General features: G+C 69.3%; 21 protein-coding genes. 10 read left to right on the top strand and 11 right to left on the bottom strand.

The window, feature by feature from the left end; translation table 11 throughout:
• The first annotated feature begins 47 nt into the window (after positions 1–47).
• Together radA and disA are read left to right on the top strand one after the other, a co-directional pair.
• Positions 48–1,457 carry a DNA repair protein RadA gene (radA, locus tag ACZ7NC_RS40240; RefSeq protein ID WP_471496328.1) on the top strand — a complete coding sequence of 470 codons (1,410 nt, stop codon included), beginning with the start codon at positions 48–50 and terminating at the stop codon, positions 1,455–1,457.
• A gap of 82 nt (positions 1,458–1,539) precedes the next feature.
• Positions 1,540–2,664 (top strand): DNA integrity scanning diadenylate cyclase DisA, encoded by a 1,125-nt coding sequence (disA, locus tag ACZ7NC_RS40235; RefSeq protein WP_471496325.1) that lies wholly within the window; start codon positions 1,540–1,542, stop codon positions 2,662–2,664.
• A 54-nt stretch (positions 2,665–2,718) separates the two neighbouring features.
• On the opposite strand, the gene ACZ7NC_RS40230 is transcribed toward disA, so the two are convergent.
• Positions 2,719–3,552: a hypothetical protein gene (locus tag ACZ7NC_RS40230; protein WP_471496323.1), complete on the bottom strand. Its 834-nt coding sequence runs from the start codon at positions 3,550–3,552 to the stop codon at positions 2,719–2,721.
• Positions 3,553–3,988: 436 nt separating this feature from the next.
• Between ACZ7NC_RS40230 and ACZ7NC_RS40225 the strand changes: the two genes are divergently transcribed.
• The 5 genes from ACZ7NC_RS40225 to cseC all read left to right on the top strand — a co-directional run bounded on the left by ACZ7NC_RS40225 (position 3,989) and on the right by cseC (position 8,812).
• Positions 3,989–4,921 (top strand): HhH-GPD family protein, encoded by a 933-nt coding sequence (locus ACZ7NC_RS40225; RefSeq protein WP_471496321.1) that lies wholly within the window; start codon positions 3,989–3,991, stop codon positions 4,919–4,921.
• 303 nt (positions 4,922–5,224) lie between these two features.
• Entirely contained in the window at positions 5,225–5,764 is a 540-nt protein-coding gene (locus tag ACZ7NC_RS40220) for a SigE family RNA polymerase sigma factor (RefSeq protein ID WP_019756474.1), read from the top strand.
• Between the two features lie 131 nt (positions 5,765–5,895).
• The gene (locus ACZ7NC_RS40215) at positions 5,896–6,480 is read left to right on the top strand and encodes a hypothetical protein (RefSeq protein ID WP_471496364.1); all 585 of its coding nucleotides are present in this window, start codon (positions 5,896–5,898) and stop codon (positions 6,478–6,480) included.
• Positions 6,481–6,650: 170 nt separating this feature from the next.
• Positions 6,651–7,355 (top strand): two-component system response regulator CseB, encoded by a 705-nt coding sequence (cseB, locus tag ACZ7NC_RS40210; protein ID WP_471496318.1) that lies wholly within the window; start codon positions 6,651–6,653, stop codon positions 7,353–7,355.
• Positions 7,244–8,812, top strand: a complete 1,569-nt coding sequence (gene cseC / locus ACZ7NC_RS40205; protein WP_471496362.1) for a two-component system sensor histidine kinase CseC — start codon at positions 7,244–7,246, stop codon at positions 8,810–8,812. Before cseB ends, cseC begins: the two co-directional genes overlap by 112 nt.
• Positions 8,813–8,827: 15 nt before the next feature.
• Here cseC and ACZ7NC_RS40200 read toward each other — a convergent pair whose 3' ends face one another.
• The 3 genes from ACZ7NC_RS40200 to ACZ7NC_RS40190 form a co-directional block, all read right to left on the bottom strand.
• Positions 8,828–9,262, bottom strand: a complete 435-nt coding sequence (locus ACZ7NC_RS40200; protein ID WP_471496315.1) for a VOC family protein — start codon at positions 9,260–9,262, stop codon at positions 8,828–8,830.
• 60 nt (positions 9,263–9,322) lie between these two features.
• Positions 9,323–9,745 (bottom strand): helix-turn-helix transcriptional regulator, encoded by a 423-nt coding sequence (locus tag ACZ7NC_RS40195; protein ID WP_471496312.1) that lies wholly within the window; start codon positions 9,743–9,745, stop codon positions 9,323–9,325.
• A 90-nt stretch (positions 9,746–9,835) separates the two neighbouring features.
• Positions 9,836–11,410, bottom strand: a complete 1,575-nt coding sequence (locus ACZ7NC_RS40190; protein ID WP_471496310.1) for an MDR family MFS transporter — start codon at positions 11,408–11,410, stop codon at positions 9,836–9,838.
• 118 nt (positions 11,411–11,528) lie between these two features.
• Between ACZ7NC_RS40190 and ACZ7NC_RS40185 the strand changes: the two genes are divergently transcribed.
• The gene (locus ACZ7NC_RS40185; protein ID WP_471496308.1) at positions 11,529–12,116 is read left to right on the top strand and encodes a TetR/AcrR family transcriptional regulator; all 588 of its coding nucleotides are present in this window, start codon (positions 11,529–11,531) and stop codon (positions 12,114–12,116) included.
• Between the two features lie 13 nt (positions 12,117–12,129).
• Here the strand turns inward: ACZ7NC_RS40185 and ACZ7NC_RS40180 are convergent, their stop codons facing one another.
• The gene (locus tag ACZ7NC_RS40180) at positions 12,130–12,780 is read right to left on the bottom strand and encodes a M23 family metallopeptidase (protein WP_471496306.1); all 651 of its coding nucleotides are present in this window, start codon (positions 12,778–12,780) and stop codon (positions 12,130–12,132) included.
• Positions 12,781–13,308: 528 nt separating this feature from the next.
• Between ACZ7NC_RS40180 and ACZ7NC_RS40175 the strand changes: the two genes are divergently transcribed.
• Positions 13,309–13,956, top strand: coding sequence for an HAD family acid phosphatase (locus ACZ7NC_RS40175; protein WP_471496304.1), 648 nt, complete (start codon positions 13,309–13,311; stop codon positions 13,954–13,956).
• Positions 13,957–14,018: 62 nt separating this feature from the next.
• On the opposite strand, the gene ACZ7NC_RS40170 is transcribed toward ACZ7NC_RS40175, so the two are convergent.
• Positions 14,019–16,544 carry an ATP-dependent Clp protease ATP-binding subunit gene (locus tag ACZ7NC_RS40170; protein WP_471496301.1) on the bottom strand — a complete coding sequence of 842 codons (2,526 nt, stop codon included), beginning with the start codon at positions 16,542–16,544 and terminating at the stop codon, positions 14,019–14,021.
• Positions 16,545–16,974: 430 nt separating this feature from the next.
• Here ACZ7NC_RS40170 and ACZ7NC_RS40165 point away from each other — a divergent pair, with 430 nt between their 5' ends.
• The gene (locus tag ACZ7NC_RS40165) at positions 16,975–17,781 is read left to right on the top strand and encodes an SCO3374 family protein (RefSeq protein ID WP_471496298.1); all 807 of its coding nucleotides are present in this window, start codon (positions 16,975–16,977) and stop codon (positions 17,779–17,781) included.
• A gap of 19 nt (positions 17,782–17,800) precedes the next feature.
• On the opposite strand, the gene ACZ7NC_RS40160 is transcribed toward ACZ7NC_RS40165, so the two are convergent.
• The 5 genes from ACZ7NC_RS40160 to ACZ7NC_RS40140 form a co-directional block, all read right to left on the bottom strand.
• A complete protein-coding gene (locus ACZ7NC_RS40160; RefSeq protein ID WP_471496296.1) occupies positions 17,801–18,136 on the bottom strand; it encodes a histone-like nucleoid-structuring protein Lsr2 in 336 nt (111 codons plus the stop codon).
• A gap of 246 nt (positions 18,137–18,382) precedes the next feature.
• On the bottom strand, positions 18,383–18,946 hold the full coding sequence (locus tag ACZ7NC_RS40155; protein ID WP_471496294.1) for an amino-acid N-acetyltransferase: 564 nt from the start codon (positions 18,944–18,946) through the stop codon (positions 18,383–18,385).
• 9 nt (positions 18,947–18,955) lie between these two features.
• Positions 18,956–19,480, bottom strand: coding sequence for a BlaI/MecI/CopY family transcriptional regulator (locus ACZ7NC_RS40150; RefSeq protein WP_471496292.1), 525 nt, complete (start codon positions 19,478–19,480; stop codon positions 18,956–18,958).
• A gap of 183 nt (positions 19,481–19,663) precedes the next feature.
• Positions 19,664–19,843: a hypothetical protein gene (locus tag ACZ7NC_RS40145; protein ID WP_471496290.1), complete on the bottom strand. Its 180-nt coding sequence runs from the start codon at positions 19,841–19,843 to the stop codon at positions 19,664–19,666.
• A gap of 123 nt (positions 19,844–19,966) precedes the next feature.
• A complete protein-coding gene (locus tag ACZ7NC_RS40140) occupies positions 19,967–20,608 on the bottom strand; it encodes a hypothetical protein (protein WP_471496360.1) in 642 nt (213 codons plus the stop codon).
• Between the last annotated feature and the right edge of the window lie 257 nt (positions 20,609–20,865).

Genomic DNA, 20,865 nt, shown 5'->3' with positions numbered 1-20,865 from the left:
TGCCCGGCCGTACGGCGTTGTCAGTGGGCTCGGCTACGGTTCATCGCATGGCTGCCCGTACCAAGACCACGAAGGACCGCCCGTCCTACCGCTGCACGGAGTGCGGCTGGCAGACGGCCAAGTGGCTCGGCCGGTGCCCCGAGTGCCAGGCGTGGGGGACGGTCGAGGAGTACGGCGCGCCCGCGGTGCGTACGACGACGCCGGGCCGGGTGACCAATTCCGCGTTGCCCATCGGGCAGATCGACGGGCGGCAGGCGACCGCGCGGTCCACCGGCGTGCCCGAGCTGGACCGTGTGCTCGGCGGCGGGCTGGTGCCCGGCGCGGTGGTGCTCCTCGCGGGCGAGCCCGGCGTCGGCAAGTCCACGCTGCTGCTGGACGTGGCGGCCAAGGCGGCGAGCGACGAGCACCGCACGCTGTACGTCACCGGTGAGGAGTCGGCAAGCCAGGTCCGGCTGCGCGCCGACCGCATCGGCGCCATCGATGACCATCTCTATCTCGCGGCCGAGACCGATCTGGCCGCCGTGCTGGGGCACTTGGACGCGGTGAAGCCGTCGCTGCTCATCCTCGACTCCGTGCAGACGGTGGCCTCGCCGGAGATCGACGGCGCACCCGGTGGCATGGCGCAGGTCCGGGAAGTGGCCGGTGCGCTCATCCGCGCCTCCAAGGAGCGCGGGATGTCCACGCTCCTCGTGGGCCACGTCACGAAGGACGGCGCCATCGCCGGCCCCCGCCTCCTGGAGCACCTCGTGGACGTGGTGCTCCACTTCGAGGGCGACCGGCACGCGCGCCTGCGTCTCGTACGAGGCGTCAAGAACCGCTACGGCACGACGGACGAGGTCGGCTGCTTCGAACTGCACGACGAGGGCATCGTGGGACTGGCCGACCCGAGCGGACTCTTCCTGACCCGTCGCGCCGAACCGGTCCCCGGCACCTGTCTGACGGTCACCCTTGAGGGCCGTCGCCCCCTGGTCGCCGAGGTCCAGGCGCTCACCGTCGACTCGCAGATCCCCTCCCCCCGCCGCACCACGTCCGGTCTGGAGACCTCGCGCGTGTCGATGATGCTGGCGGTCCTGGAGCAGCGTGGCCGGATCAGCGCGCTCGGCAAGCGGGACATCTACTCCGCGACGGTCGGCGGGGTGAAGCTCTCGGAGCCCGCGGCGGACCTCGCCGTCGCCCTCGCCCTGGCCTCCGCGGCGAGTGACACACCTCTCCCCAAGAACCTCGTCGCGATCGGCGAGGTCGGCCTCGCGGGCGAGGTCAGACGGGTCACGGGCGTGCAGCGCAGGCTCGCCGAGGCGCACCGGCTGGGCTTCACGCACGCCCTCGTACCGGGCGACCCGGGCAAGATCCCTCCGGGCATGAAGGTGCTGGAAGTGGCCGACATAGGGGACGCGCTCCGGGTCCTTCCGCGCTCGCGTCGGCGAGAGGCCCCACGGGACGACGAGGACCGCCGGTAGACTTTGCCCTGGTCTCGCCCGTGCGTACGAACCGACTGTGCGAAACGGGAGCGCCTGAAGAACCTGCGACCGGAGGAGTGCAGTGGCAGCCAACGACCGGGCAGCAGCTCCCGGAAAGTCCGGCGGGAGTTCCGGTGCCGATGGCCTGATGCGCGCCTCCCTGAGCGCGGTGGCTCCCGGCACGGCCCTGCGGGACGGACTGGAGCGGGTACTCCGCGGCAACACCGGCGGGCTCATCGTCCTCGGCTTCGACAAGACCGTCGAGACGATGTGTACGGGCGGATTCGTCCTGGATGTCGAGTTCGCGGCGACGCGTCTGCGCGAGCTGTGCAAGCTCGACGGCGGCATCGTGCTGTCGTCCGACCTGTCGAAGATCCTGCGCGCGGGTGTGCAGTTCGTGCCGGACGCGACGATCCCCACGGAGGAGACGGGCACCCGGCACCGCACGGCCGACCGGGTCAGCAAGCAGGTCGGTTTCCCGGTCGTCTCCGTCTCCCAGTCCATGCGGCTGATCGCGCTCTACGTCGACGGCCAGCGCCGTGTCCTGGAGGACTCAGCGGCGATCCTCTCCCGCGCCAACCAGGCTCTGGCGACCCTGGAGCGCTACAAGCTCCGCCTGGACGAGGTCGCGGGCACGTTGTCGGCGCTGGAGATCGAGGACCTGGTGACGGTCCGCGATGTCTCGGCGGTGGCGCAGCGTCTGGAGATGGTCCGGCGCATCGCGACCGAGATCGCCGAGTACGTGGTCGAGCTGGGCACCGACGGACGCCTCCTCGCCCTCCAGCTGGACGAGTTGATCGCCGGCGTGGAGCCCGAGCGCGAGCTCGTGGTGCGCGACTACGTCCCCGAGCCGACGGCCAAGCGCTCCCGCACGGTCGACGAGGCGCTGTACGAGCTGGACGCCCTCACTCACGCGGAGCTCCTTGAACTGGCCACGGTGGCAAGGGCGTTGGGCTACACCGGCTCCCCGGAGGCACTGGACTCGGCGGTCTCCCCGCGAGGCTTCCGCCTCCTGGCCAAGGTCCCCAGACTCCCCGGCGCGATCATCGACCGCCTGGTGGAGCACTTCGGCGGCCTGCAGAAGCTGCTCGCCGCCAGCGTGGACGACCTCCAGACGGTGGACGGCGTCGGCGAGGCCCGGGCCCGCAGCGTCCGGGAGGGCCTGTCGCGACTGGCGGAGAGCTCGATCCTGGAGCGGTACGTCTAGCCGACCTGCGGGCCGTACGCCGACGCGGGTCGTGCACGCGTCGCGAGCGGCCCGTTAGTCGTTCTCCAGCACGAACGACGTCTGCGCCGTCCCGAACCCCGGCGTCTTCGCCTCCACCAGATACGTGCCGGCCCCGGCCGCCCCGGCGGCGGGTGTCGCGCACTGCGGGGCGCTGGCCTTGCGGTCCCACTTCACTGTGTACGTGATGCTCTCTCCGGCCGGTACCCGGAACCGCAGGCTGCCGGCGGCCTCCGGGCAGTCGGCGGAGGACCAGAGGGCGTCCTCGGAGCCCGCCTGAGTGATCGTCACCACCGCGTTCTTCGGGCCGAGATCGACCTTGCAGTCGTAGGTGGAGGAGTTCGTCGCGGTCAGCAGCAGCGCGGGCGTCTCGCCGGGCTCGTACGCGTTGTTCCGGCTGCTCACCGTCACCTTCACCTGGCCCGAGACGCAGTCGGGCAGCGAGGAGCCGTCGGCGACCGTGTCGTCCACGCCGACACCGCCGCCCGAGCCGCCCCCGGCGGATCCCCTGCCGGAGCCCTCCGACCCGCCGGAGCCACCGGCGGACGAACCGTCCCCGGACCCGTCGCCGTCCCCGGACCCGGAGCCGCCCCCCGACCCACCGGAGTCCCCGCCGGCGGTCGACTCGTCGCGCCCGCCCGGCGCCTGACTGATCGCCGGCCCCGAGCCCGACGGGCCCGGCGTGATCGTCGAGGGCGCGGGATTCTTGCCGTCGGATCCGTCCGCGTTGTTCTTGCCGCCTCCGCCGCCCGAGACGAGCACCCAGGCGATCAGCAGCGCCAACAGGGCGAACACGGACAGCAGTACGGCCCTCCGTCGCCAGTAGATGGAGGAGGGGAGCGGCCCGACCGGATTGCGCAGAGATCCCACGGCGCAAACCTTACGAGAGATCGGTGCGCCATCCGGCTCCACATGCCGCCCCGGACGACAACTTTTCCGGATCATCATCCCGGAAACCGTCAGGACGGCGGCCGCGCGGCCCCTGTCTTCCGACCGGGGCGACCCCTGCCGATCACTGGGCGTGACAGTATCGACCCACCGCCTACGTTCCGTGACCATGGACTTCGAGGACCTCGAGCTCTACCGCGCCATCACACCCGCCCTGGGGATCACCTGAAGTGGTCGACGGACACGAGGAGTTCGACGCTCGCGCGGTGCCGGCGGCACGGGCGAGGCGAACCCTCCGCCGACCAGCGCGACGCCCGCGAGGGCGAGGACGACTCGGCGCCCCGCCCCGCAGCCACAAACGCACCGGCACCGCCACCTCCCGACCCCGCCGCCCCCGGCATGGCAGGATCGGAAAGCCATGACTGCGCCCACGAAGCCCCCGCACACCCACACCGACGCCAACTCCGACGGCCCCCTCGGTCAGCCGCTGCACAGCAGTGTCATCGACTGGTTCGACGAGAACGCCCGCGACCTCCCCTGGCGGCGCCCCGAGGCCGGTCCCTGGGGAGTGATGGTCAGTGAGTTCATGCTCCAGCAGACGCCGGTGAGCCGTGTCCTGCCCGTCTACGAGCAGTGGCTGTCCCGCTGGCCCCGCCCCGCCGACCTGGCCAAGGAGGCCCCCGGCGAGGCCGTCCGCGCCTGGGGCCGGCTCGGTTACCCGCGCCGCGCCCTGCGGCTGCACGGCGCCGCCGTCGCCATAGCGGAACGGCACGGCGGGGACGTACCGACCGACCATGCCCAGCTCCTCGCGCTGCCCGGCATCGGCGAGTACACGGCGGCCGCAGTGGCGTCCTTCGCATACGGCCAGCGGCACCCCGTCCTGGACACCAACGTCCGCCGCGTCCTCGCCCGCGCCGTCACCGGCGTGCAGTACCCGCCGAACGCCACCACCGCCGCCGAACGCAAGCTCGCCCGCGCGCTGCTCCCCGACGAGGAACGCACCGCCGCCCGCTGGGCCGCGGCCTCCATGGAGCTCGGCGCGCTGGTGTGCACCGCGAAGAACGAGTCGTGCCACCGCTGCCCGATCGCCGCGCAGTGCGCCTGGCGGCTCGCCGGCAAGCCGGAGCACGACGGCCCGCCGCGCCGCGGCCAGACGTACGCCGGGACCGACCGTCAGGTGCGCGGCAAGCTGCTGGCCGTACTGCGCGACGCCCATGCGCCCGTCCCGCAGGCCGCGCTCGACAGGGTGTGGCACGAACCGGTGCAGCGCGCCCGGGCCCTGGACGGTCTCGTCTCGGACGGGCTGGTCGAGCCGCTGCCCGGCGGGATGTACCGGCTGCCGTTGAGCTGACGCACAGTCAGATCACAGCCGCAGAGCCTTCGCAACACACGATGCACAGCCTTTCCATAGCTGTAAATCGGCCAAATCACCCCATACGGGTATCAACTCCCCGGCCGTTTTACCCCTTTCCTGAATCCGTTACACAACCGACGGACAGCCGAGCGCTGGCCGCAGGCTGCTTCGGACAGCCCCGTGACAACGCCTCCGTAGCTTCATTTCCGTACCCGACAGGCGGGGACGACTACGAACCACAGGCAGTGGCACCGACGGCGGACGAGCCGGCCGGTGACGGGGAATCGGGAGGCGGTCAACATGGCGCAGGGCGAGGTGCTCGAGTTCGAGGAGTACGTCCGCACCCGGCAGGACGCGCTGTTGCGCAGCGCCCGTCGGCTGGTCCCGGACCCGGTCGACGCGCAGGACCTGCTGCAGACGGCGCTGGTGCGGACGTACCACCGCTGGGACGGCATCGCGGACAAGCGGCTCGCGGACGCCTACCTGCGCCGCGTGATGATCAACACGCGGACCGAGTGGTGGCGGGCGCGCAAGCTGGAGGAAGTGCCGACCGAGCAGCTCCCGGACGCCTCGGTCGACGACGCCACCGAGCAGCACGCGGACCGCGCCCTGCTGATGGACATCATGAAGGTTCTCGCTCCGAAGCAACGCAGCGTCGTCGTGCTGCGACACTGGGAGCAGATGTCCACGGAGGAGACGGCCGCCGCCCTCGGCATGTCGGCCGGAACGGTCAAGAGCACGCTGCACCGGGCGCTCGCCCGGCTCCGCGAGGAGCTGGAGAGCCGCGATCTGGACGCACGCGCGCTGGAGCGTGAGGAGCGGGAGCGTTGCGCGGCCTAGGCACGACGACGGGCGGCACCGGGCACACGGACAGGGGTGACGGGGCCACGGACGGGGACTCCGAGGACACCGGCTCCGCGTATACCGGGCCCGCACCCGGCCGGGGGATCTTTCAGGCGGCGTTCACGGCGATGGCCGTGGTCGTCGCCCTCGCCCTTTTTGTCTCCGGCTGTGCCACCGGCGGCACCGGCGCCCGTGACGAGGGGCCCGCGCGCGCCGACGCGGCGGGCGGCAAGGCCGTGGCGTCGTCGGCCTCGCCCTCGCCCGTCCCCGACCGTACGGAGGCCGTGCGGCTGGTCAAGGCGGACCCCGCGGTATCGGCGCAGGTCAAGCGTGAGCTGAAGCCGTGCGTGTCCGACGACTACCCGATCGACGTGTCGTACGGCGAACTGACCGGCGCGCCGACGGACGACATCGTGGTCAACGTCCTGTCCTGCGGCGACTCGGTCGGCGTCGCCTCATATGTGTATCGCGAGCGGGACGGCGCCTACCACAATGTGTTCAAGTCCGAGGAGCCTCCGGTCTACGCCGAGATCGACCGCGGCTACCTTGTGGTGACCAAGCAGGTGTACGCCAAGGACGACGCCCTGTCGAACCCGTCCAGCGAGGACGTGATCTCGTACCTGTGGACCTCCGACCGCTTCGTCCGGAAGTACAGCACCCGCACGGACTACGGCTCCCTCGGCGACGACGGGTCGGCGGCGCCCGAAGGCTGAGACCGAAGGCCGAGACCGAAGGGCGAGACCGATGGCTGAGACCGACGGCTGATTCCGCGGCGGTCGTGAACGCATCGGACGATCCACGCGTCTGACGAGTGGACACGTCCTGCGCGGCCGGGAAGCATCCGACGTACCCCTAGAAGCACACGAGGACTGAGAGCACCGGGATGGCAGACCAGACCCACGTCCTGTTCGTCGAGGACGACGACGTCATCCGCGAGGCCACCCAGCTCGCCCTGGAGCGGGACGGCTTCGCGGTGACCGCCATGCCCGACGGGCTGTCGGGCCTGGAGGCGTTCCGGGCGGACCGGCCCGACATCGCGTTGCTGGACGTCATGGTCCCCGGGCTGGACGGGGTCAGTCTGTGCCGCCGTATCCGCGACGAGTCGACCGTGCCGGTGATCATGCTGTCGGCGCGCGCGGACTCGATCGACGTGGTGCTGGGTCTGGAGGCGGGTGCGGACGACTACGTGACCAAGCCGTTCGACGGAGCGGTGCTGGTCGCGCGGATCCGGGCGGTGCTGCGCCGGTTCGGGCACGCGAGCGGTCCCGACCGGGCGGACGAGGCGGACTCCGCCGCCAACGGCGGCCCGCTGTCCTTCGGCGACCTGGAGGTCGACACCGAGGGCATGGAGGTGCGCCGGGGCGGTGCGCCCGTCGCGCTCACGCCGACCGAGATGCGGCTGCTGTTGGAGTTCTCCTCGACGCCGGGCACGGTGCTGTCGCGGGACAAGCTGTTGGAGCGCGTGTGGGACTACGGCTGGGGCGGGGACACCCGTGTCGTCGACGTCCATGTGCAGCGGCTGCGGCAGAAGATCGGCCAGGACCGCATCGAGACGGTCCGTGGCTTCGGCTACAAGCTGAAGGCCTGAGCGGGGCGGGCATGCGGGGGATGTTCAGACGCCCGGCCGCTTCCGGCGCGGGGAGAATCGGCCTCACCGACCCGGCGCAGGTCGCGGGGCAGCAGGGGGCGGGGGTCCTGATGGGTTCGCTCACCGGTGGTCGTACGCGCCCGCGCGTGGGCGGCCGTATCGCCATCCGTACGGGTCTGCGGTGGAAGCTGAGCGCGGCGATCGCACTGGTCGGCGCGCTCGTGGCGATCGTGCTGAGTCTGGTGGTGCACAACCAGGCCCGGGTCTCGATGCTGGACAGCGCGCGCGACCTCGCGGACGAGCGCATCCAGATCGCCCAGCGCAGCTATGAGCAGTCCAAGCGGCTGAACTTCCCCAACCTCACGATCGACGACCCGGAGCTGCCGACCGCGCTGCGGGACAAGGTCGAGGAGGGCCGACGGGCCACGTATGTGACCGACTCGCCGAGCGGGGCCCCGGACATCTGGGCGGCCGTGCCGCTCAACAACGGCCATGTCCTGTCACTGCGCACCGGCTTCACCGACCGCAGCGACCACATCCTCAACCGCCTCGACCAGGCCATGATCATCGGGTCCATCGCGGTGGTGCTGGGCGGCAGCGCGCTCGGGGTGCTCATCGGCGGGCAGCTGTCGCGACGGCTGCGCAAGGCGGCGGCCGCGGCGAACCAGGTCGCGAGCGGGGAGCCGGACGTGCGGGTGCGGGACGCCATCGGGGGTGTCGTACGGGACGAGACCGACGACCTCGCGAGTGCGGTGGACGCCATGGCGGACGCGCTCCAGCAGCGGCTGGAGGCGGAGCGCCGGGTCACCGCGGACATCGCGCACGAGCTGCGCACGCCGGTGACCGGGCTGCTCACGGCGGCCGAGCTGCTGCCGCCCGGTCGGCCCACCGAGCTGGTCCTGGACCGGGCGAAGGCCATGCGCACGCTCGTCGAGGACGTCCTGGAGGTGGCCCGGCTGGACAGTGCCTCGGAGCGGGCCGAGCTGCAGGACATCCTGCTGGGCGAGTTCGTCAGCCGGCGGGTCGCGGCCAAGGATCCCGGGATCGAGGTGCGGGTCGTCCATGAGTCGGAGGTCACGACCGACCCGCGGCGCCTGGAGCGGGTGCTGTTCAATCTGCTGGCCAACGCGGCCCGCCACGGCAGGCCGCCGATCCAGGTCACGGTCGAGGGCCGGGTCATCCGGGTCCGCGACCACGGCCCCGGGTTCCCCGAGCACCTGCTCGCCGAGGGGCCGAGCCGCTTCCGCACGGGCAGCAGCGACCGCTCGGGCCACGGGCACGGCCTCGGTCTGACCATCGCGGCAGGTCAGGCCCGGGTTCTCGGTGCCCGGCTGACCTTCCGCAACATTCGCCCGGCGGGCGCCCCGGACCATGTGTCGGCGGAGGGCGCGGTAGCCGTCCTGTGGCTCCCGGAACACGCGCCGACGGCCACGGGGAGCTACCCGATGCTGCCGTAGCCCGGGCAGCGGTACTCAGCCGAAGGACTTGGAGAAGTCGAGCTCCGCGCTGCGCTCGGTCAGCGAGTACCAGTTGCCGTTGTCGTCACGGAAGATCGCCTCGATGCCGTACGGCCGCTCCTGCGGCTCCTGGATGAACTCGACCCCGCGCGCCTTGAAGGTCTCGTAGTCCCCCCGGCAGTCGTCGGTGTGGAAGGCCCCGGCCCCGATGACGCCCTTGGCCACGAGCTTCTTCAGCGCCTCGGAGGACTCGGGGTCGAGACCGGGCCCGTCCAGGCTCATGAGTGCGAGCTCGACGTCCGGCTGCCCCTTGGCGCCCACGGTGATCCACTTCATGTCGCCCATGGACAGGTCGGTGCGCACCTCGAAGCCGATCTTCTCGGTGAAGAACGCCTTGGTGCGCTGCTGGTCGAACGTCCATACGGTGGTGATGCCCAGGCCCTTGATCATGACGCTGCTCTCCCCTTCGCTGCCTTGCGGTTCCTTCCGTCACGTTAGGCAGAGGCGCTGTCAGCGTGCTTCTTCAGAATTGCCCTCCTGCCGCTGCCGGAAGCCCCCGGCCCACAGCATCGCGTAGCACCCCGGTATCAGCGCGGCTCCGCGTCCGACGTGCTTCTCCCGGTACTCGCTCGGTGACAGCCCGGTCCGCGCCTTGAACTTCGCCGAGAACGTGCCGAGGCTGCTGAAGCCGACCAGATGGCAGATCTCGGTGACGGTCAGATTGGCCACGCGCAGATACTCCTCGGCCCGCTCGATCCGGCGATGCGTCAGGTACTGCCCCGGCGTCTCGCCGTACACCGCCTTGAAGGCCCGCACGAAGTGATACCGCGAGTAACCGGCGTGCGCGGCCACGGCGTCCAGGTCGAGCTCCGGATCGGCCCAGTCCCGGTCCATGGCGTCCTTGGCCAGCCGCAGCTGCCGCACCTTGTCCATGCAGCCGATGGTGACACGCCCCACTGACAGGACCCCCGGGCGGCGATCCACCCGGGGGTCCTGCACTCGGCCGAAACGTCCTGTCGTCTTCTAGTCGGCGTCCGCGGCCGCCTCCGTCTTCGGCCCCGCCCCCTTGAGCGGCACCTCCTTCACGAACACGGCCGCCGCCAGGGCCAGCACGGCGATCACGGCTCCGAGGAGGAACGCGGAGTGCGTACCGGCCGACACCGCGTGCTGGTAGGCCTCGCGCACCGCATCCGGCAGCTTCGCGAGGCTCGCCGCGTCCAGCTGCGCCGACTGCTCGGTCACCTTCGAACCCAGCGCCCCGGCCCGGTCGGTCATGACGTCCTGCACCCGGTTGTTGAACAGTGCGCCCATGATCGCGACACCGAACGAGGAGCCGAGCGTACGGAAGAGCGTGGTGGACGAGGACGCGACGCCCATGTCCTTCATCTCGACGCTGTTCTGCGCGACCAGCATGGTGATCTGCATCAGACAGCCCATGCCGAAGCCGACCACGGCCATGAACACACCGGACATCAACCGGCTCGTCCCGGTGTCCATCGTCGACAGCAGATACAGCCCGACGACCATCAGCGCACTGCCGAGCACCGGGAACGCCTTGTACCGCCCGGTGTTCGTGGTCACCCGGCCGGCGACCATCGAGGTGACCAGCATCGCGCCGAGCATCGGCAGCAGCAGGAGTCCGGAGTTGGTGGCGGAGGCGCCCTGCACCGACTGCTGGTACAGCGGCAGGAACAGCGTCGCGCCGAACATCACGAACCCGGTGATGAAGCCGATCACGGACATCAGCGTGAAGTTACGGCTGCGGAAGATGTGCAGCGGGACCACCGGTTCCGCGGCCCTGGTCTGCCAGTACACGAACCCGACGAGCGCGGCGACGCCGATGCCGATGAGCTCCATGATCCGCGCGGACGTCCAGGCGTACTCCGTACCGCCCCATGTGGTCACCAGCACGATCGCGGTGATCCCCACGGTCAGCAGACCGGCGCCCAGATAGTCGATCCGCGCCTGCGCCCGCTTCTTCGGCAGATGCAGCACGGCGCTGATCGCGGCGAGCGCCACGACACCGAGCGGCAGGTTGATGTAGAACGCCCAGCGCCAGCCCCAGTTGTCGGTGATGGTGCCGCCGACCAGCGGCCCGCCGATCATCGCGAGCGCCATCACGCCGGCCATCATGCCCTGGTACTTGCCGCGCTCCCGCGGCGGAATCAGGTCGCCGATGATCGCCATGACGCCGACCATCAGACCACCGGCGCCCAGCCCCTGCACGGCCCGGAACGCGATCAGCTGCCCCATGTCCTGGGCCATGCCGCTGAGCGCGGATCCGATCAGGAACAGCACGATCGACGACATGAAGACGCCCTTGCGTCCGTACATGTCGCCGAGCTTGCCCCACAGCGGAGTGGAGGCCGCGGTGGCCAGGGTGTACGCCGTGACGACCCACGACAGATGCTCAAGGCCGCCGAGCTCACCGACGATCGTCGGCATCGCGGTGCCCACGATCATGTTGTCGAGCATCGCCAGCATCATCGTGATCATCAGCGCGAGCAGTACGACCCGTACGCTCCTCGGTTTCTCGGCCGGATCTGCCTGCTTGGCTTGATCCGCCGGCCCCATGTCCACTGCCAGTGTGTCCGCCATGGTTCCCTCTCCCCCAGCTACTTACTTGCCGCCCGGCTAGTTGCCTACACTGAAGGAAGGTAGGGGCGTAACTAGCCGGGCGTCAAGTAAGTTTTACGGAAAGCCAAGGAGTAAGAGGATGGGTGGCACCATGGACGGCACCAAGCAGCGGCGCCGCGGGGACACCCGCCAGCGCATCCAGGATGTGGCCCTCGAACTCTTCGCCGAGCAGGGCTACGAGAAGACCTCCCTGCGCGAGATCGCCGAGCGCCTGGACGTCACGAAAGCGGCCCTCTACTACCACTTCAAGACCAAGGAAGAGATCATCGTCAGTCTCTTCGAGGATCTGACGAAGCCGATCGAGGACCTGATCGAGTGGGGCAGGCAGCAGCCGCACACGCTCGACACGAAGCAGGAGATCGTACGCCGCTACAGCCAGGCCCTGGCCGACGCGTCCCCCCTGTTCCGCTTCATGCAGGAGAACCAGGCGACCGTCCGTGAACTGAGCATCGGCGAGACGTTCAAGAACCGCATGCTCGGCATGCGGGACATCATCATCGACCCGGACGCCGATCTGGTCGACCAGGTGCGCTGCATCAGCGCCCTGTTCACGATGCACGCCGGGATGTTCGTGCTGAAGGACCTCGAAGGCGACCCCGAGGAGAAGCGCAAGGCCATCCTCGAAGTCGCCACGGATCTGATCACCCAGGCGCACAAGGGCGCCTGAACGGCTCGGTGCCTCAGATCGACAGGCCGTTGGCCCGCAGGAAGGCCACGGGGTCGATCGCGGAGCCGTAGTTGGCGTTCTGACGGATCTCGAAGTGCAGGTGCGGACCGCTGGAGTTACCGGTGTTGCCGGACTTGGCTATCTTCTGACCGGTCTTGACGACCTGGCCGACCTTCACGTCGATGCGCGAGAGGTGGGCGTACTGGGAGAACGTGCCGTTGCCGTGCTTGATCACGATGGCGTTGCCGTACGCGGGACCGTCACCGGCGCCGTTGCCGCCGGCCTTGACGACGGTGCCGCCGTGCGCGGCCACGACCTGGGTGCCGCTCGGGACGGCGAAGTCCTGCCCACTGTGGGTGGACTGCCACATGCCGCCGGCCTGCGCGAAGCTGGCGGACTTGGTGTACTTCTTCACCGGCTTGACCCAGAAGACGGCCTTCTTCGCGGGGGCCTTCTTAGCAGGCGCCTTCTTCGCGGGCGCCTTCTTCGCGGCGACGGGGTGGGCCTGGACGGCGGCCGGGGCAGCGGGGGCGGAGGTCATCTCAGCAGCGACCGCGCCTCCGGCGCCCAGCACGACCGAGGCTCCCAGTCCGGCGGCCAGCACAGCAGCACGGGTGCGGAACGCGGACGTACGGGGCGAACGGAACGAGAAGCGCGGGGACATTCGAAACCTCACGGGAACGACGACAGGGAAAACCACCCGACACATGCGGTCGCCGGATGGCTATCCCTTGGTAACCCCGCTCGCCCCAAACCCCCAAACACCCCTATCTACGACGGGTGCTAGTACTACGCCTCAAAATTCCCCGCATCTTGACAGATCACCTAATACGGACGAACCAGCACTGACACCACACAGTGCAGCCCTGTTTGGTAATTAAAGTCCGTTTTGCCCGCAGGTGCTCTTTCCACTATTCCCGCTAGTAACGGATAAAATGCCTGTGCGGCATGTCACCGCCGAGCGCAATCAGAAGACCCCGGAATGTGACGGGCACTACGCTGCCGCCCTACCCGATGAGGGAGGCTCCGGTTGATGCTCGACCACGTCGTCCTGAAGTTTTACGGCGTCATGTGACGCACATCTCTGGCGACTTACCGCCCAGTAACCCTACCTTTCCCCTCACGCCACCCCCACCCACGAACATGCACGCGACAACAACACAGCGCACGTGACGTGAGAGGACCCCCACACATGACGCTTCGCCGCCCCTGGGTGCGCCGCATAGCCGTGACCAGCGTCTCCGCAGCCGCCCTCGTGGCCCTCGCGGTCCCGGCCGAAGCCGCGACGACTGCCACCGCGACGAGCACCTCCACCGCCACGACGGCCGCCACAGCGTCCTCGGCGGATGTCGACTACGACACCTGGCAGAAGGACTGCACGGCGGTCATGAACCAGGCGCTGCCCTACCTGAAGCAGCGGATCACCGACACCAAGCCGGGTGAGAAGCCGGCGATCGTCTTCGACATCGACAACACCACCCTGGAGACGGACTTCGGCTTCAGCTACCCCCAGCCGGCCAACAAGCCGGTCCAGGAGGTCGCCAAGTACGCCCAGGAGCACGGCGTCTCCCTGTTCTTCGTCACCGCCCGCCCGGGCATCATCTACACGGTGACCGACTACAACCTCAAGCACGTCGGCTACCAGGTCTCCGGCCTGTATGTGCGCGGCTTCTTCGACCTGTTCAAGAACGTCGCCGACTACAAGACGGCCCAGCGCGTCGACATCGAGAACAAGGGCTACACGATCATCGCGAACATCGGCAACAGCGCCACCGACCTGTCGGGCGGCCACGCCGAGAAGACGTACAAGCTGCCGGACTACAACGGCCAGCTGTCGTAAGACCCAGGGCATGCCAAAGGGGCCGGTGCTCGCGAGCACCGGCCCCTTTCAGCTGGTGAGGCTTACGCGTCCTTGCTCAGGTTCGGCCCGGTACCACCGGCCGCCTGCTCGATCGGCGGGACGTCCGGCAGGGCCGACTTCTCCTCGCCGCGGAAGGTGAAGGTCTTGGTCTCGCCCTCGCCCTCCGTGTCCACGACCACGATGTGACCGGGGCGCAGCTCGCCGAAGAGGATCTTCTCCGACAGGCTGTCCTCGATCTCGCGCTGGATCGTGCGGCGCAGCGGCCGCGCGCCCAGGACGGGGTCGTAACCCTTCTTGGACAGCAGCTCCTTGGCGGACTGGGAGAGCTCGATGCCCATGTCCCGGTCCTTGAGGCGCTCGTCCACCTTGCTGATCATCAGGTCGACGATCGCGAGGATGTCGTCCTGGGTCAGCTGCGGGAAGACGACCACGTCGTCGACGCGGTTGAGGAACTCGGGCCGGAAGTGCTGCTTGAGCTCGTCCGAGACCTTGTTCTTCATGCGCTCGTAGTTGGACTTAGTGTCACCCGCGGCCGCGAAGCCCAGGTTGAAGCCCTTGGAGATGTCCCGGGTGCCGAGGTTGGTCGTCATGATGATGACCGTGTTCTTGAAGTCCACGACCCGGCCCTGGGAGTCGGTCAGTCGACCGTCCTCCAGGATCTGCAGCAGCGAGTTGAAGATGTCCGGGTGGGCCTTCTCCACCTCGTCGAAGAGGACGACGGAGAACGGCTTGCGGCGGACCTTCTCGGTCAGCTGGCCGCCCTCTTCGTAGCCCACGTAGCCGGGGGGCGAACCGAAGAGACGCGACACCGTGTGCTTCTCGCTGAACTCCGACATGTCGAGGGAGATCAGCGCGTCCTCGTCACCGAAGAGGAACTCGGCGAGCGCCTTGGACAGCTCGGTCTTACCGACACCGGACGGGCCGGCGAAGATGAACGAACCACCGGGGCGCTTCGGGTCCTTCAGACCGGCACGCGTACGACGGATCGCCTTCGACAGCGCCTTGACGGCGTCTTTCTGACCGATGACCCGCTTGTGGAGCTCGTCCTCCATGCGCAGCAGACGCGAGGACTCCTCCTCGGTCAGCTTGAAGACCGGGATGCCGGTGGCGGTCGCGAGGACCTCGGCGATCAGCTCGCCGTCGACCTCGGCGACGACGTCCATGTCGCCGGCCTTCCACTCCTTCTCCCGCTTGGCCTTGGCGGCCAGGAGCTGCTTCTCCTTGTCGCGCAGGGAGGCGGCCTTCTCGAAGTCCTGCGAGTCGATCGCGGACTCCTTGTCGCGGCGGACGCCGGCGATCTTCTCGTCGAACTCGCGCAGGTCCGGCGGCGCGGTCATCCGGCGGATACGCATCCGGGAGCCGGCCTCGTCGATCAGGTCGATCGCCTTGTCCGGCAGGAAGCGGTCCGAGATGTACCGGTCGGCCAGGGTGGCGGCCTGGACCAGCGCCTCGTCCGTGATGGAGACCCGGTGGTGGGCCTCGTAACGGTCACGCAGACCCTTGAGGATCTCGATCGTGTGCGGCAGGGACGGCTCCGCGACCTGGATGGGCTGGAAGCGGCGCTCAAGGGCCGCGTCCTTCTCCAGGTGCTTGCGGTACTCGTCCAGCGTGGTGGCGCCGATGGTCTGCAGCTCACCGCGGGCCAGCATCGGCTTCAGGATGGAAGCCGCGTCGATGGCGCCCTCTGCGGCACCCGCACCGACGAGCGTGTGGAGCTCGTCGATGAACAGGATGATGTCGCCGCGGGTGCGGATCTCCTTGAGCACCTTCTTCAGGCGCTCCTCGAAGTCACCGCGGTAGCGGGAACCGGCGACCAGCGCGCCGAGGTCCAGGGTGTAGAGGTGCTTGTCCTTGAGGGTCTCGGGCACCTCGCCCTTGACGATGGCCTGGGCGAGACCCTCGACGACGGCGGTCTTACCGACGCCGGGCTCACCGATCAGGACCGGGTTGTTCTTGGTACGGCGGGACAGCACCTGCATGACCCGCTCGATCTCCTTCTCGCGCCCGATGACCGGGTCGAGCTTGGACTCACGAGCGGCCTGGGTGAGGTTCCGGCCGAACTGGTCGAGGACCAGGGACGTCGAGGGGGTGCCCTCGGCAGGCCCGCCGGCGGTGGCGGTCTCCTTGCCCTGGTAGCCGGAGAGCAGCTGGATGACCTGCTGCCGCACCCGGTTGAGATCAGCGCCCAGCTTGACCAGGACCTGGGCGGCGACGCCCTCGCCCTCACGGATCAGGCCGAGCAGGATGTGCTCCGTGCCGATGTAGTTGTGGCCCAGCTGAAGGGCCTCGCGGAGCGACAGCTCCAGGACCTTCTTGGCACGGGGGGTGAAGGGGATGTGCCCGGACGGGGCCTGCTGCCCCTGCCCGATGATCTCCTCCACCTGCTGGCGGACCGCCTCGAGCGAAATCCCGAGGCTCTCAAGGGCCTTGGCGGCGACACCCTCACCCTCGTGGATCAGGCCCAGGAGGATGTGCTCGGTGCCGATGTAGTTGTGGTTGAGCATCCGGGCTTCTTCCTGAGCCAGGACGACAACCCGCCGCGCGCGGTCGGTGAACCTCTCGAACATCGTTAATCGCTCCTCAGAGCGGTCAGGCAGTGGGGGGAACTTCCCCTCCCTGTCCTTCCGCAGCTTAGTCCCGCAAGCGGGGACCGCTCATTCCAACTGCCGACACCGTCGATGGCCTCCTGACCCCGAACGCCGACATCTGCTCCAACCCGATGGTGCGAGACGATGTTCCCGCAGGCCAGGTGGTTACCCTCACCATCAGTACGCCGATGGCGAACGTGAGACCCCACTGTCCTGCGTGTCGCCCCCTCCCACTAGGGATGTCTTACCCGCTGGGACTGACACTCCATGCCGCGCCCCCCGGTTCCCTCCGCTACGGGCGAACAACCTTGCGCCTCCCCGCACTCCCCGCACGCCCTCTTTCAGCACTCTGCGCATCCACTAGTGCACCCAGCGTAACCCGCATGCTCCTTCGGCGGTTGCGCTTGGCATGTTCGGCACCCGCGCCTCGATCACCCCGGCACTCGCCGCGATCCCCCTCCCTCGTCGGCCGCTCGATCCGAGCGATCAGGTCCGTCGGTGGTACGAGAACGAACTGGGCTGGCCGGTGGTGCCCACGGCACCCGGAACCCCGCCGAGCCTGCGCGTGGGCCGGCATTTCGACGTCCTGGACGTCCCGGCCGAGGCGGGCCTCGCGGCCCTGCGTCATCTGGGGCCGGACTCCCCCGTCGCCGCCCGGGGCGACCGGATGCTGCTGCTCATGGCCGCGGGCAGCGCGGAGGAGGTGCCGGGGGTGCTGCTCTGGCTGGAGTGGGGCACGCTGCCCCTGGACCTGCGGGTCCTCGGCGAGGGCGACCTCATGGAGGCGCCGCTGCCGCCGGAGCACGGCCCGGTCATGGCCCTACGGCCTCCGGAGGCGATCGGGGCCGCGGCGGTCGTACCGCATCGCGCCGACGACCGGGGTCCGGCCGCGGTCTCGCCGCGGAGCTGTGCCGGGGAGGCTGTGCGGTGGCCCGTCGATTCCGGGGCGAGGGGGGTCGTACGGCGTTCCGGGCTGCCGGGGCTCCGTGGGATGCGGCCGCTTCCCCTGAGCCGCTCCGGTCCCGTGCAGGGGGCCGCTGTGTGGGTGCGGCCCCCCAAGCCTGAGGGCGAGGTCGAGGTCTCGCTGCCGACGCTGTCGGCCCTCGGGGGCGGTGGGGGCGCCCCCGATCTCGTGCGGGTCCTGGACACGGTGGCAACGCAGTGCCACCGCCTGTGGCTGCGACGCGGGTGCGCCCAGCCGTCGGCCTGTCCGTAGGACAGGCGTCGACGCTCGATCAGCCGTTGGCCTTCTCGTAAGCCTCACGAATGGACGCCGGAACGCGGCCGCGGTCATTGACCTCGTAGCCGTTCTCCTTGGCCCACGCGCGAATCTGCGCGGTGTCCTGGCTGCCACCGGAAGCGGCGCGCGCCTTTCCGCGACCACCCGAAGCGCGGCCTCCGGTGCGACGACCGCCCTTCACGTAAGGCTCGAGAAGGCCACGGAGCTTGTCCGCATTGGAAGTCGTGAGATCGATCTCGTACGTCTTGCCGTCCAGCGCGAACGTCACGGTCTCGTCCGCCTCGCCGCCGTCGAGGTCGTCGACAAGAAGGACCTGAACCTTCTGTGCCACCGGATTTCCTTTCATCGAAACTTGAGGGCTGGGGGTCTGCGGCGTCCGCCGTTTCGCCGTCCCCTGTTATATGCAGTACTGCAGTACGTCGGAAAGCAAACCGCTTTTGCTGGAAAAACACAAACCCCCGGGAGAGACCCAGTGGCCGACCGCAGTCCGGAAACATGCGCGTTTCGGACATAGGGCACCTGGGCATGCCCTGTCGGGCGGAATACGGGTTGTGGATCCTTGGTGGATGCCGGGCGATCACAGATGCAGAAGCATGCGGCTGTTGCCCAAGGTGTTCGGTTTCACTCGTTCGAGACCGAGGAACTCCGCCACACCCTCGTCATAGGAACGCAGCAGCTCCGCGTAGACATCGGTGTCGACCGGTGTCTCGCCGATCTCGACGAAGCCGTGCTTGCCGAAGAAGTCCTCTTCGAAGGTCAGACAGAAGACTCGTCGAACGCCGAGCCAACGCGCGGTGTGGAGCAACTTCTCCAGCAACTGGTGACCGACGCCGGCGCCCTTCAGGCCCGGCTTCACTGCGAGAGTGCGTACTTCCGCCAGGTCTTCCCACATCACGTGCAGAGCGCCGCAGCCGACGACCTCGCCGTTGTCGTCCCGTTCTGCCACCCAGAACTCCTGGATGTCCTCGTAAAGCGTCACTGTGGCTTTGTCGAGCAGGATGCGACGGCGGACGTACTCGTCAAGGAGACGACGCACCGCCGGGACATCGCTGGTACGGGCCCGCCGGACGGTGATGGCTTTTGCGGTGACTTCTGGGCTCTCCACCGAGGGAGTCTCGGCCGAGTGGCTCTCTGCTGACATGAGCGGACGCTATCGCCCGTCGGGCTCCTGTGCGGAGCCGGGGTTCTCGGGGGCCGTATCCGCGCCGCCGGTATCGGGGCCGGCCGTTTTGCCGTTGTCGCTATCGGTGCCCGTATCGACGCTGCGGGTATCGGTGCTGCTGGTATCGCTGCCGGTATCGGTGCTCGTAGCGGGGGGTGTAACGGGCCGTTCCGCGGGTTCGGGGGTTTCCGGGCCTTGGACGATGCGTACGGCGTCCCGCAGGGCACGGCGCTGTTCCTCGCTCATCATGCCGAAGAAGGCGACGAGCGCGGCGGCGGGGTTGTCGCTCTGCGACCAGGCATCGTTCATCAGGGCGGCGGCGTAGGCGGCTCGGGTGGACACCGCCTCATATCGATAGGCCCGGCCTTCCGCTTCGCGGCGTACCCAGCCCTTCTGATGGAGATTGTCCAAAACGGTCATCACCGTGGTGTACGCGATGGACCGTTCCTGCTGAAGATCTTCCAGGACTTCTCGAACGGTCACCGGGCGGTTCCACTTCCACACCCGCGTCATGACCGCGTCTTCGAGTTCTCCCAATGGGCGAGGCACAACTCAGCACAATAGTGGGAGAACTGGGGGTTGGCGTATCGAACGTGCGCTTTTTCTGGCAAATGGGAACAAAAGGGCGTACGACTTGGAAAGCGTCCGGGCTTGGAGTCGTACGCCGTTGAGTGCCCCTGGCCGTCGGGCCTCCGGTCAGGCGTCCGGGTTCGCGGAGGACTGGCGGGCGCCCTCCACGCGCGCGAGGGCGGCGTCCACGGCCGCGTCCTCCTTGGCCTTGTTGGCCCCGCCCTGGGTCTTCACGATCACCCTGATCACGCCGATGAAGAAAACGGCCATGACGGCCGGCGGGAGGAGTGCGGAGACGTAGTCCATGCGTCCAGGGTAGCCAGGGGGGTGGGGCTGGGTGGACGTCGGGGCGGGGGCGTCGCGCCGCCCGGCCGGTTGGCCGGGACGCGGGCCGGTTCTCGGGCTGGGGCTGTCGGGGTGGGGTGGGCGTCAGCCTGCGGCGAGCTGCTGGGGTGGGTTCGGGGGTGGCTGGGTCGGTGGTTTGCGGCGGGGGAAGACCTCGCCGGGGGTGGGGATGGGACGCGTCGGCTTCGGGGCGGCGGGGGTGGGCGCGGGGCCGGGGCCGGGTCTCGGGGCGGCCGGTTTCTCGGCGGGCTTCTTCCGGGGCGGCTTGGCCGGCTCCTGGCCGACCGCCTGGGCGGGGAGGTCGACCGGGGTGCCGGGTCCGGCGTCGGAGAGGCCTCCGGGGAGGGCCTGGAGGTGGGTGCGGGACGCGGGGATGACGGGCTGGGCGGCGAGGGGGCGGCAGCGGTCCAGGAGGGTGGCCGCGACGGGGTTGCGGTGCAGGGCCCGGAGGGCGGTGAGGTCCTCGGGGGTCGGGTCGTAGCCGGCGCCGAGGGCCTCGTCGAGGAGGGTGAGGTAGCCGGCTGCGGTGCCTGGGAGGGCGGCGCGGTAGCGGGCGAGATCGGCTACCAGGAAGGCACGCATCCGGGCACCCTCGCGCATCGCCTCGTCTAGCGAGTCGGCGAGGCGAAGACAGTCCTGGACGTCCTCGGCCGAGGCGGGGCTGGGGTCAACGGCAAGGGCGAGGGCGCGGCGGAGCACACGCAGCTCCTCCACGCCGAACGCCATGCCGCCGCGGGATCCGTATGGCGTGGGCATGCGCCGACGATACGCGCTAATCAGACAAACGCGGCATATGGGGGTGGGTGTGGCGTGACGTGACACTCGGGTGGGTGGGGGTGCCTGCGGCGGCCTGTGCGGGTGGGGTGGGGGTGCGCGTAGCGCCAACGGTTGGTGGGTGGGTCGGGGCCGTGCCGGGGGGTGTCCGTCCTCGGTCGGGCGGTTGCCGTCGGGCAGAGAGGGGACGTTTCTTGACGCCCGCCGCT

It is taken from the genome of Streptomyces sp. NPDC111802 (assembly GCF_055634335.1).
This window is presented reverse-complemented; position numbering and strand designations above follow the sequence as displayed.